This is a genomic window from Bradyrhizobium sp. S3.2.6, from assembly GCF_040546885.1.
Lineage (GTDB): Bacteria > Pseudomonadota > Alphaproteobacteria > Rhizobiales > Xanthobacteraceae > Bradyrhizobium > Bradyrhizobium cytisi.
In genome coordinates this window covers 326286-338526 of the sequence record NZ_JBEPOS010000005.1, presented here as the reverse complement: position 1 = coordinate 338526, position 12241 = coordinate 326286, and the positions used below count along the sequence as shown (strand labels likewise).

General features: G+C 64.5%; 10 protein-coding genes and 1 tRNA gene. 3 read left to right on the top strand and 8 right to left on the bottom strand.

Features of this window, described 5'->3' with window-relative positions; genetic code table 11:
* Positions 1–135 precede the first annotated feature (135 nt).
* Together ABID58_RS13885 and ABID58_RS13880 are read right to left on the bottom strand one after the other, a co-directional pair.
* The gene (locus tag ABID58_RS13885; protein WP_354033036.1) at positions 136–735 is read right to left on the bottom strand and encodes an NADPH-dependent F420 reductase; all 600 of its coding nucleotides are present in this window, start codon (positions 733–735) and stop codon (positions 136–138) included.
* 45 nt (positions 736–780) lie between these two features.
* Positions 781–1515: an SDR family NAD(P)-dependent oxidoreductase gene (locus ABID58_RS13880; RefSeq protein WP_354033035.1), complete on the bottom strand. Its 735-nt coding sequence runs from the start codon at positions 1513–1515 to the stop codon at positions 781–783.
* A 268-nt stretch (positions 1516–1783) separates the two neighbouring features.
* On the opposite strand from ABID58_RS13880, the gene ABID58_RS13875 reads away from it, so the two are divergent.
* A complete protein-coding gene (locus tag ABID58_RS13875) occupies positions 1784–2680 on the top strand; it encodes a LysR family transcriptional regulator (protein WP_354033034.1) in 897 nt (298 codons plus the stop codon).
* A gap of 175 nt (positions 2681–2855) precedes the next feature.
* Here ABID58_RS13875 and ABID58_RS13870 read toward each other — a convergent pair.
* From ABID58_RS13870 to ABID58_RS13860, 3 genes are all read right to left on the bottom strand, one after another.
* Positions 2856–2932, bottom strand: a tRNA-His gene (locus ABID58_RS13870).
* A gap of 195 nt (positions 2933–3127) precedes the next feature.
* The gene (locus ABID58_RS13865) at positions 3128–3559 is read right to left on the bottom strand and encodes a phasin (protein ID WP_148751179.1); all 432 of its coding nucleotides are present in this window, start codon (positions 3557–3559) and stop codon (positions 3128–3130) included.
* A 323-nt stretch (positions 3560–3882) separates the two neighbouring features.
* On the bottom strand, positions 3883–4266 hold the full coding sequence (locus tag ABID58_RS13860) for a phasin family protein (RefSeq protein WP_354033033.1): 384 nt from the start codon (positions 4264–4266) through the stop codon (positions 3883–3885).
* A gap of 228 nt (positions 4267–4494) precedes the next feature.
* Here ABID58_RS13860 and ABID58_RS13855 point away from each other — a divergent pair, with 228 nt between their 5' ends.
* Positions 4495–7794, top strand: a complete 3300-nt coding sequence (locus ABID58_RS13855) for a PAS domain-containing sensor histidine kinase (RefSeq protein ID WP_354033032.1) — start codon at positions 4495–4497, stop codon at positions 7792–7794.
* A 37-nt stretch (positions 7795–7831) separates the two neighbouring features.
* Here ABID58_RS13855 and ABID58_RS13850 read toward each other — a convergent pair whose 3' ends face one another.
* A complete protein-coding gene (locus ABID58_RS13850; protein WP_354033030.1) occupies positions 7832–9805 on the bottom strand; it encodes a methyl-accepting chemotaxis protein in 1974 nt (657 codons plus the stop codon).
* 361 nt (positions 9806–10166) lie between these two features.
* Between ABID58_RS13850 and ABID58_RS13845 the strand changes: the two genes are divergently transcribed.
* Entirely contained in the window at positions 10167–10316 is a 150-nt protein-coding gene (locus ABID58_RS13845) for a hypothetical protein (RefSeq protein ID WP_354033029.1), read from the top strand.
* On the opposite strand, the gene ABID58_RS13840 is transcribed toward ABID58_RS13845, so the two are convergent.
* Both ABID58_RS13840 and ABID58_RS13835 read right to left on the bottom strand, forming a co-directional pair.
* A complete protein-coding gene (locus tag ABID58_RS13840; protein ID WP_354033028.1) occupies positions 10297–10767 on the bottom strand; it encodes a DoxX family protein in 471 nt (156 codons plus the stop codon). The two genes, ABID58_RS13845 and ABID58_RS13840, sit on opposite strands and share 20 nt — an antisense overlap.
* Before the next feature lie 193 nt (positions 10768–10960).
* Positions 10961–12133: a thiolase family protein gene (locus ABID58_RS13835; RefSeq protein WP_354033027.1), complete on the bottom strand. Its 1173-nt coding sequence runs from the start codon at positions 12131–12133 to the stop codon at positions 10961–10963.
* Between the last annotated feature and the right edge of the window lie 108 nt (positions 12134–12241).

Below are 12241 nucleotides of genomic sequence, written 5' to 3'. Positions count from 1 at the left end.
CTGAAAGCGACCAGCGAAAGATTTGGCAGCTTGCGCTGCCAAAAAAAATGCGCTCGTCATCTTGACGACCGGCCGGCTAATGGGTGTCACCGTAACGCCGCGTGCCGCGCTTCTCTACTGTCCGCAATGCGTCGATTACTGCTCCTTCTTGAACAGATCCTTGAAGATGAGCCGGCCCCAGGTGCGGCCGCGTGCGTGCACCAGCGCGCCACCCTCGTTGAGCTTTCCCAAGTCGACCGGTGCGAACCCGAGTTGTTTGGCCAGGGCCGCCACCGGAGCGATCGCGTCCTCGTCGTCACCAGACAGAAAGACCACCCGGTGACCGCCCTCGACGACCGGATCGGCAGCCAGGGCGGCCGCAGGCAGGTGATTGAACCCTTTGACGAGCCTCGCCCCGGTGAACGCCTTCGCGACGAACGCGGAGGACGGGAGACCGTGCAGCTCTTCAGGGACTGGAAACGCGTTCATGGCGTCGATGATCGTCTTGCCTTTCCAGCTCGGCAGGGCCTTCGCAACCTCGCGATGCTCCCCGAACGGGACCGCCAGGATGATGGTGTCGGCCTCGAGCGCATCCCGCAGCGACTTGGCGACGACACTGGGTCCAATCGCCCGGGCTTGCGGCGCCAACGCCTCGGGCGGCCGGCGGCTCGCAACCGTCACGTCGATGTTTTTGCGGGCGAAGGCGTGGGCGAGCGCCTGGCCTATCTTGCCGAATCCTACAATCGCATAGCTCATTCGAACTTCTCCGATCCGTGTTGTTGATATTGATTTGCTGGCGCTTCAGATCGCCGAGAAGCCGCCGTCGACGGACAACTCCACCCCATTCACGAAGCTCGAATCGTCTGAAGCGAGAAACAGCGCGACCGCCGCAATCTCCTCGGGACGACCCATCTTTCCCCGCGGGATCAGGGATTCGAACATCCGCTTCGCCTCCTCGGTGAGAACCTGATCCTGCATCGGTGTGGCGATCGGCCCCGGGTGCAGCACGTTCACCCGGATGTTCCTGCCCTTCAGCTCGTTGAGCCAACCGCTTGCGAATGCGTGCAACGTCGCCTTGCTCGCCGCATACACGCTGTAGCCAGGAAAACCTTTGATCGAAGCAACTGACCCGGTCATGAAGATTGATCCGCCATCGCGAAACAGCGGCAACGCCTTCTGGACCGTAAACAGCGTGCCGCGCGCATTCAGGTTGAAGGTCGCATCGAAATGCTGCTCGGTAATCTCGCCCAGTGGGACGGCTTCGCCCGTGCCGGCGCTCGCGTAGAGGATGTCGATCCCGCCCTTCTGCCGCTTGACCGTGTCGAACAGGCGGTCGAGATCGCCGAGATTGGCCGCGTCGCCGCGCACGCCGGTCACGTTCCGGCCGATCAGCTTGACGGCCTCGTCCAGCGCCTCCTGCCTCCGGCCCGTGATGAATACATAGGCGCCTTCGTCAACGAAGCGCCTGGCGCTCGCCAGCGCCATGCCGCTCGATCCACCCGTGACGACGGCAACCTTACCCTCAAGCTTTCCCATAACTTCTCCTGTCGTGATGTCGGGACAGCATCTGCCCCCGAGAAGCTCGAGATGGGTCTGCCGGCCTCACGCGGCGAGTGCGGAAGCGCGCACATCGGTGGTGCGAAATCGATCCGGCCGAACGACTGCAGTCGGCCGCAATCGGTGTCCGCCGTTCGGAAATTGGACCGCGCTTGCCGCCATAGGGCTAGGACGACCGCCCCTACTGCTGGTCGATGTGTTAGAGACGGGATTCGGGAAGGCGCACCGCGCGGTGCGGGATTGCACCATGATCGACTGGGATGACGTTCGCTACTTTCTTGCCGTCGCGCGCGGAGGCTCGGTGCGGGCGGCCGCCGAGCGCCTCGGCGTGAACCACGCGACCGTGCTGCGACGCATCGCCCAGCTCGAGGAACGCCTCGGGGTCCACATGTTCGAAAAGCTGCCGTCGGGCTACCGCGTGACGGCTGCGGGCGAGGAGGTGCTCGAGTTCGCGGACCAGATGGAAGCGTCGTCGCACCAGCTGGAGACGCGCGTCTTCGGCCGCGACCAGAGCGTGCGCGGGCTGCTGCGGGTGACGCTGGCGCCGCCGCTGGCGACACACCTGCTGATGCCGGACTTCGCCGATTTCGCGCGTCTGCATCCTGATATCGAGATGGAGATCTTGTCGTCCGGCGAGCTGGCAAATCTGACCAACCGCGAGGCCGACGTCGCGATCCGCGTCGTCTACGACCGCAAGACCCTGCCGCTCAATCTTCACGGCATGAAGGGACCGGAGCTGTACGGCGGCGTCTACATGTCCCGCGATCGACTGGCCGCGTGGCGTGCGGGCGCGCCTGATCCGATCCGGTGGATCGTCATCAGCATTCATGGAATCCCGGACTGGGCCAGCGAGGGTGAGGTTCGCACCACCGGCGTTCCATTCAGGATCACCGACGCCGAGGCGCAGATCGCCGCCGTGCGGCAAGGGCTCGGGATGACGACACTGCCGTGCTTCATCGGCGATGCCGACCCCCTGCTGGCGAGGGTGCCGGGTACCGAGCTGCACATGTACGGAACGGTCTGGCTTCTCACACAGGGAGACACACGCAAGACGAAGCGCGTGCGGCTGTTCACGGAGTTCGTATCCCGCAGGCTCGCCGCGTACGCGCCGCTTCTCGCGGGACTGTCGATATCGCGCGAGTGAGGCGGGGGAGGTCGGCGGCGGCGGAGTTACGCGGACAGTGCACAAAATTGCCTTTGACCGGCATTGCGGATAGGGCGTGCCCTGCAGGATGGACAGTTTTGTGCACTGTCACCGTAATCCAAAAAACGTCAGGTCTATCAGTAAGATGCTGAACTACGGGCCAATTTAAGTGGCATGGTACAGTTGGGTGGGCTCGAACCACCGACCTCCTGTTCCACAGACAGGCGCTCTAACCAACTGAGCTACAACTGCATCCTTGCGAGCCGCACCTTGGGCGCCCTGAGAGGGCCGGTCACCGAGGGGGGCTGGACGGGGCGGAAACTAGGTGCAACGGCCGTTTTTGGCAAGGCCGCAAAACCCGATAATCGGGCCTCGAACAACGTTATTTCCAAAGCAAAACCCGGGCTTCGCGGCCCGGGTTTCCTAATCAATTCAGGCCCAATCCGCTCAGGCGGCGGGGTAGAGCTTCGAGGCAGAGGCCTTGATCGGCTCGGCAGTGGCGCTGGCGACGCGCTGGGTGATCTCGGCCAGCTCCTTGGCCTGGGCCTGGAACGTCTCGAGCTGCTTCTTGGCGTGGCCGGTCCAGAGCTGGAAGGCGTCGGTCGGCGACTTCACGCCGAGCAGCTCCTGGGTGAAGTCCAGATGGGCCGTGGTGTTGGCCTTGGCGAATTCCATCAGCTTGGCGGTGTACTCGTTCGCGCCCTTCGAGGCGTTGGCGAACACGGCCTCGATGGTGCCGTTGTGGGTTTCGGCGGCGTCCTTGAACTTGGCGTAGTTCTCGCGGGCCTGCGAAACGCCCTTTTCGGCGAATGCGCGCACCTGCTCGGGGACCTCGAACGGAATGATCGAGGCAGAAAACGGATCAGTCGCACCTGTCATGGTTGTCCCTCACGATAAAGAAAAATGGAGTGAGCCTTCTGGCGCGCCCGCCGACCCAACCGGGGCCATTTCTTCTTGCGAACTGGCGGGTACGAAAGACTGGAAAACGCAGAACAAACGAGATGGCTCGTCCAGCGCCCAGCAGTATCGCTGCCTAACATGTCAACATTGTGCAGCGCAACGCGATCCGGAGGCGCGTGCGGAAATTTAATCCCGGGGAGAGTGAGGTTCCCGGGGTGGGGAACCGGGGGTTGAGTTATTTTGCCGTCCGATGGATTTCCGGGCTCGGCGACTTCGTCGCGCCCCCGGAATGACAGAGCGGGCTAATGCTTCGGCTTGGTCGCATCCATCGCCGCGCGGCTGACGATCTGGCCTATTTCGTTGGCCTGCTCGGCCAGGGCCTTCATCTGGGCCTGGACATATTCGCTGTGCAGCCGCATCACCTCGGCGACATCCTTGGCGTGGACCAGCGACTGGGCGTAATTGAGCGAGGCCTGCACATTGGTCTCGGCGAAGGCGATCGCCCTGGCGCCGATGTCCTTGGCGCCGGCGCGCATGGAGGCACCGCGCTCCTCGATCGAGCCGGCGGCGGCCTCGGCGTTGGCGAGCAGTTTTTCGAAGGCGTCGCGGGCCTGCTTAAGACTGGATTCCGCCACGTTGCGCATCTCCGGCGGAAGGTCGAAAGGCTCATGGGACTGATCGGTCATGGCTGCGGCTCCTGTCATGTTGTGCCGGTTTTGCCGAATCCTGCGGATGCAACGACGCGGCGGCTTGCGGGTTCAGCCACATTAAGGTTATCGCGGCTTTAGGACGCGCCCGTTAAGCTCGGGCCGTGGACCTGCCCGCCGCCGCGGGCGATACTAACCCTTTCTTAAGGCTGTCATTCCCGGCAGTCCCTGACGTGACGCCAACAAGCGAGACTTAAAGCCGGTCGGATGACGAGTTCGGATTTCCAGTTGCGCGGCGTCGGCGATCCCAGGCTGTCCGTGCATGCGACCTCTCCGCTGCCGGCCTGGCTATGGTCGCCCGACGGCAGCCGCGTGCTGTGGGCCAATGCCGTCGGGGCAAAATTCTTCGGCGCGGCGAACGCGGCTATCCTCGCGGCAAAGACGTTCGGGCCGGCCGACGTCCATCGCCGCCAGATCACCCGCCTCGCCCGCCAGCTGCCGGCGAGCGGCGCCATCAGGCTCGAACGGCTGCGCGGCTTCGGCGCCCGGCTCGGCACGCTGATGACCTGCGCCTGCGCGCGGCTTGTCTTTGCCGATGGCGGCGAAGGCGTGCTTGTCACCGCGATGGATGCGGGCGCGCGCACCATGCCGCTGGTCGAGCGGCTGCATCGGCTCGTCGACGGTGCGGCCGTGCCGATGGCAGCGTTCGCACCCGATGGCATGTTCGCCGGCGCCAGCGAAGCCGCCCGCCCCCTGCTCGGCTTTCGCGATCTCGGCGAAGCCGGCCTCGAGCAGGCGCGCAGCGATGCGCTGGCGCAAGGTCGCGTCGAGCTGCCGATCGGGATCGGCAAGATGGTGCTGCAACGGGTCGGCACCGGTGCCGATGTCGGACTCGTCGCGCTGATCGAGCCGGCGATCGTGCAGGCTGCGGTGGTGGCCGAGAGCGCGCCTGATCCTGCGCCGCAGGCCATCGAGACGCCGCTTGCGAACGAGCCCGCCGCGGGAATCGACCTGTTCGACGCCTTTGCCGATCTGGACGAAACGCCTGAGACGGCCGAGACGCTCACGCCCGAGCCGCCCGCGCGCGAAGCGGCGCCGGAAACACCGGTTGAAAACCCGCCCGCAGCCATCGTGCCGCCGCAAGCCGCGCCGATCACGGGCACCATGGTCGAGCCGCCTGGACATGCGGAGACACCGCGCAAGCATCCGCTGCGTTTCCTGTGGCAGATGGATGCGGCGGGGCGCTTTGTGCTGGCGTCGAGCGAGTTCATCCACCTGATCGGCCCGCACACTGCGGCCGGCTTCGGCCGGCCCTGGCGCGAGATCGCCGAAGCGTTTGCGCTCGATCCGGACGGGCGCGTGGCGCAGGCGCTTGCCAGCCACGACACCTGGGCCGGCATCACCGTGAACTGGCCGGCCGATGGCGGCGAGCATCTGCCGGTCGAGCTCGCAGGCCTGCCGGTCTACGACCGCGAGCGCAACTTTGCTGGCTTCAAGGGTTTTGGCGTCTGCCGCGATCTCGACGACCTCAACCGGCTCGAGGCGCTCAGGCGCTACGAGCTGTTGTCAGAGCAGCCTGTGCCGCAGAGCCTCTGCGCCGATATGGTCGAGCCTGATCCCGAGGAGGGGGCGCCGCCTCCGCCGATCGAGCCGCCTCCGCCACCACCTGAACCTGAACCGCCCGTACTCATCACCGAAGCGAATTCACAGCAAACCGATCTGGAAACATCCGTGGAAACGCCTCCCAATGTCGTACCGTTCCGTCCGCCCGGCGACGCCAGATCACAGGGTGATCAGAGATCGCCGACGCTGACGCCGGTCGAGAACAGCGCGTTCAACGAGCTCGCGCGACAATTATCCGAGCGACTCGAACGCGAGCGCGAGACGATTGCATCCGTCGCAGCCGAGCCGCCGGCGGACGAGGTCACGCAGGAAGCACCAACGCCGGAGCCTGAGGCGCCGGCGGCCTCGGCCGAATGGCTGACCGAGCCCGCACCGCCCGCGCGCGGCGACAGCACGCGCGACCGCGCGCTGCTCGATCTGGTGCCGACGGGAATGCTGATCTACCGGCTCGATCGCCTGCTCTACGCCAACCCCGCGTTCCTCACGCGGATGGGCTATGTCAGCCTGACCGCGCTGGAGGATGCCGGCGGGCTGGATGCGCTCTATGTCGAGCCCGGCGTCTCCGCTGCCAGCAGCACATCGCAGGCCGGCACGCCGGTGACGATCAGTGCTGCGATCGCCAATGGCGAGCAGCCACTGGCGACCACGGAAGCGCATCTGCACACGATCGACTGGGACGGCGCCAGCGCGCATGCGCTGATCTGCGCGCTGCCCAATCCTGCACCTGTCGTGGCCACGCCTGTTGTCGCAGCGCCCGCGATGGCCGAGCCGGTGGTGGTGATCCCCGATCTGCCGGAGTCTGAGGCCGACTTGGAATCCGAGCTGGAGGCCGGCGATGCCGAGGCGGAGGATCTCGCCGCGATCCTCGACACCACGGCCGAGGGCATCGTGATGTTCGATGCCGAAGGCAACATCCACGCCTGCAACCGCAGCGCCGAAGCGCTGTTCGGCTATGACGGCGATGCGCTGATGCAGCAGAATTTGCTGACGTTGTTCGCGCCCGAGAGCCAGCAGATCGTTGTCGACTATCTCGAAAGCATCCGGAGCGAGGACATCGCGAGCCTGCTCGACCACGGCCGCGAGGTCCTGGGCCGCGAGAAGAAGGGCGGCGTGCTTCCGCTCGCCATGATCATGGGCCGCACGCGGCCCGACGGCCCGAATTTCTTTGCCGTGTTCCGCGACCTCTCGCAAAGCAAGAAGGGCGAGAGCGAGCTGACGCAGGCGCGACGCCTGGTCGATGGCGCAGCGAATGCCAAGGCCGACATGCTGGCGCGGATCAGCCACGAGATCCGCACGCCGCTCAACGCCATCATCGGCTTTGCCGAGGTGATGATCTCCGAGCGTTTTGGTGCGCTCGGCAACGAGCGCTATGGCGAATATATGAAGGACATCCGCGCCTCCGGCGAGCGCGTGATCACCATCATCGACGATTTGCTGGAGCTGTCGCGGATCGAGACCGGCAAGCTCGATCTCAGTTTCACCAACCTCAACCTCAACGACCTCGTGGAAGCCTGTGTCACCGTGATGCAGCCGCAGGCCAACCGCGAACGCATCATCATCCGCACCTCGCTCGCGCATGCGCTGCCGCAGGTGACGGCGGACGCGCGCGCGCTGCGTCAGGTCACGATGAATTTGATCTCGAACTCGATCCGGCTTGCCAGCGCCGGCGGCCAGGTCATCGTCTCGACCGCATTGAACGATCGCGGCGAGATCGCGCTTCGGATCCGCGACACCGGCCATGGGCTGACCGAGACGGAAGTCGCAGCCGCGATGGAGCCGTTCCGCACCCCGCCACCGGGCGACGCCGCGGACAATTCCGCGCTGAGCCTGTCGCTGACCAAGGCGCTGGTCGAAGCCAACCGCGCCCAGTTCAACATCAAGAGCGCGTCGAATTCCGGCACGCTGATCGAAGTGGCGTTCGCGCCGGTGGTGGCAAGGGCGTGAGGTTCACGTCATGTCCGGGCATGACGGCGCGGAAGCTTCAAGCCGCGCGCACGGTATCCAGGAACTTGCCGACCTCTAACTTCAGCCGGTTGCTGTCGCCCGACAGCGACCTGGCCGCGGAGAGCACCTGGGTCGATGCCGAGCCGGTCTCGACCGCGCCCTGCCGCACATTGCTGATGTTGGCGCTGACCTGCGTGGTGCCGGCCGCCGCACTCTGGACGTTGCGCGATATCTCGCTGGTCGCGGCGCCCTGCTCCTCGACGGCGGCCGCAATGGTGGACGAGATCTCGGACAGGCGCTCGATCGTGCCGCCGATGGTCCTGATCGCGCCGACGGACTCGTTGGTCGCGCCCTGAATGCTCGCGATCTGCTGACCGATCTCGCCGGTAGCCTTCGCAGTCTGCTCAGCCAGCGCCTTCACCTCGGAGGCCACGACGGCGAAGCCGCGCCCGGCTTCGCCCGCACGCGCCGCCTCGATGGTGGCATTGAGCGCCAGAAGGTTGGTCTGGCCCGCGATCGCGTTGATGAGCTCGACCACATCGCCGATGCGCGCGGCGGCCTTTGACAATTCGCCGACGCGATCATTGGTGTGCCCGGCCTGGCTGACGGCCTCTCCGGCGATGCGCGCGGAGGCCTGCACCTGGCGGCTGATCTCGGTGACGGAGGCGGTCAGCTCCTCGGCGGCGGACGCCACCGACTGCACGTTGGTCGCGGCCTCCTCCGACGCAGCTTCGACCAGCGTGGCAAGCTCGGTCGAACGGCTCGCGGTCGTCGTCAACGACGTCGCCGACGCCTCGAGCTCGGTGGCAGCGGACGACACCGTCTCGACGATCTCGCCGATCGCACCCTCGAAATCGTCAGCCATCCTGATCATGTCGGCGCGTCGGCGCTCGGCGGCGAGCTTGTCCTGCCTGATCTTTTCTTCCGCCTCCTCGCGCGCCTTCTGCTCGGCGTTGATCTTGAACGTCTCGACGGCTTGCGCGATCTCGCCGATCTCGTCGGGGCGGCCGAGGCCGGGCAGCACGATCGCGAAATTGCCCTTGGCCAGCTCGATCATGGCCGCCCGCATCGCGGCAAGCGGCTTTGCGACCGAGCGGCCAATGAAGATGCCGAGCCCAAGCACGCCGGACGCGATCAGAGCGATCGCCACGGCGATCCAGAACTGGATGCCGTCCCGCTCGGCAACGTTGCGCCGGTCGGCTTCGGCGCGGATGCTGTCGACCGATTTCGAGACCTGCTCGACGACAGGTTCGACCGTCGAGAACGCCTCCGACATCGCCTTCAATTCCGTCGCGAGCTTCAGCGCGGTCTCGATCCAGGCGGAGAAGTCGCGCTGATAGTCGGCGAGCCTCGCGCGCAGCTCGGCCTTCGCGTCGTCGGGAACGGCGGCGGCGTCGACGCCGGCCAGAAATTCCGACGCGCGCTTCTTCATCTCGTCGCCGTATTTGGCATTACGACGCAGCATGAAATCCTTCTCGTGCCGGCGCATCATCAGCATGATCACCTTGAGCGCGGAATTCTGGAGTTGGTCGACCTTGCTCTCGATCTCGTGGACGGAGGTCCGCAGGCGGCCTTCGAGGCCCGAATTCTCGTCAAGCCCGAGACGCTCCCGCTCCGCGACCACCGTGGCGAAACGGATCTGATAGATCTTCAGCGCTTCCTTCATCGCATCGATCTTTTGCGCGAGCTCGGGCTTGCCGAGCGCCGCGATCCTGCCGCGGAGCTTTTCGATATCGCGTGCGACCTGGCGCGAGATCTCGAGCTGACGCTGCGCCCTCGCCGGGTCACTGCGCAGCAGAAAATCCTTTTCGGCGCGGCGGCCTTCGAGCAGCTCGACCGCAATATTGTTGTTGAGCTCGAAGACCGTGCGCGCGTTCTCGGCGGCGTCGCGCGACAGGCCCATCGCCCGCTCGCCGTAGAGATGAATGCCGCCGATGAGGACGACACCGACGACGCCGATGACGCCGATCGCAGTGATCTTGTGGGTGAGGCGAAGAGCGAGAAGCCGCATCTTGGTACCAAGCTAGAGTGACCGATGCGGTTGATGAAACCCTGATGCGTAGAAACTTCCGTTAATTTGCGGGCACGTGGAACTACGTGTTTTGTCATAAAGCTCGCCGTCAGGATGTGTTGACCGTTCCCACGATAGCGGCTTCTGCACTGTGACGTGCACAAGCCGGTTTACCAACCACCGCGGCGCTCGTCGCGAATCAAGGGCTCGCGGACGGCAGCACCGAGAGCGCTTCGCGGCTCATTTTCCGAGCATCTGGGCGTCTTGCTACCCTCAAGACTACCCCTGAAGAGGACTTGCAGCGTCGACTCGGCTGAGCAACATTCGCGCAATTTCAGAATAGCCATTTTATGAGGGCATCATGCCTGACATATTGGAAGTGCTGTTGTGGTGCGCAGCATTGGCGACATGGCTGATGCTTCTCTTCGCAATCGTCGGCGAGACTCTCAAGCCGCTCTCAAAGAGCATCCGCCGACTGGTCGCGCAAGCTTTCAAGCTCTACGTGAAGTGATTGCGGGCCACGATACTCGATCGAAGCTGAACCGGCCCGCGCCAGTGACGAAGATCAACATGGCCCCGCCCATGATCGAGATATTCTTCAAGAAATTATTGTACTGATTGATCTGCTGCCCACCGGCGGGATATTCCCAGTAGCGATGTGCAATCGCGGTTGCCATCAGCACGAAGACAAACATCAGAACTGCGCAATAGCGCGTACGGATGCCCAATATCAAGCCTGCGGATATGACGACTTCCAGCGTGATATTCACGATCGTGAACAGCTCAGGCGCTGGAAGATTCAGCGATCGAAAATAGCCCACCGAGCCGCTGAAGTCGGCTATTGCTCCGTACGCGCTTCCAACGAACACCCATGCCAGCAGAACACGGCCAATCAGGAGCAGTGCGCCAGTTCCGGCTGTGGCGACCCCATCGGCTGTCAGAAAATCCGAATCAGCTTTCATCGGTAGATCCCCAGGGTGTTTTGTGCAACGCCGGCTGGAAACATTTAGTACCGAGAGCACACAATAGCATGAACGGGCGGACACATGAAGCGCCCGTGCCGGCTGTTTGGCACGGCGGCAAAGCACGTCGAGCTACATACGAAAAAGGCACGGCGCTTGCGGCGCCGTGCCTTTCACATTCAGATGGCCTTGATCAGCTGTAGATCTCGAACAGGCCGGCGCCGCCCTGGCCGCCGCCGATGCACATGGTCACGACGCCCCACTTGGCCTTGCGGCGGGCGCCTTCCTGCAGCAGGTGGCCGGTGAGACGGGCGCCGGTCATGCCGAAGGGATGGCCGATCGCGATCGAGCCGCCGTTGACGTTGTACTTCTCGGGGTCGATGCCGAGCTTGTCGCGCGAATAGAGGCACTGGCTGGCGAAGGCCTCGTTGAGCTCCCACAGATCGATGTCGTCGATCTTCAGGCCATGACGCTTCAACAGCTTCGGCACGGCGAAGATCGGCCCGATGCCCATCTCGTCGGGCTCGCAGCCTGCCGCAGCCCAGGCGACGAAACGGCCGAGCGGCTTGAGGCCGCGCTTCTCGGCATCCTTGGCTTCCATCAGCACCACGGCGGCGGCGCCGTCGGAGAGCTGGCTGGCATTGCCGGCGGTGACGAACTTGCCCGGGCCCTTCACCGGCTCGAGTTTTGCCAATCCTTCCAGCGTGGTCTCAGGACGATTGCATTCGTCGCGGTCCACCACGTAGTCGACAATGCTCTCGGCCTTGGTCGCCTTGTCCACCACCTTCATCTTCGTTTTCATCGGGACGATTTCGTCCTTGAACTTGTTGGCCTGCTGGGCCGCGGCCATGCGGCGCTGCGACTCCAGCGAATATTCGTCCTGGTATTCGCGGCTGAGCTTGTAGCGCTCGGCGACGATGTCAGCGGTGTCGATCATCGCCATGAAGATGGCGGGCGCCGTGTTGAGCAGCTCGGGATCGACCCATTCCTTCGGCGAGCCGCCGCCCGGAATCGAGATGCTCTCGACGCCGCCGGCGACGATGCAATCGGCACCGTCGGAGCGGATCGAGTTGGCGGCCATCGCGATGGTCTGAAGCCCTGAGGAGCAGAAGCGGTTCACCGACACGCCGCCGGTCGACTTCGGCAAGCCTGCGAGCAGCGCGGCCTGGCGGCCGATGTTCGGCGCGCCATGGGCGCAATTGCCGAGATAGCAATCCTCGACATAGTCCTTGTCGACGCCGGCACGGTCGACCGCGTGGTGGATGGCGTGGGCCGCGAGCGACATCGGCGGCGTGATGTTGAACCCGCCACGGCCGGACTTGGCCAGGCCCGTGCGCGCGTAGGAAACGATGACGGCTTCACGCATGGTTTTTCTCCCTTTCGAACATTGGTATGGAGGCGTTGGCACGAAGTGTTCTCGGCGCCATTGGTACACAAAGTTCGGCAGCTTGGGAAAAATAAAGCGCGGCGCTGC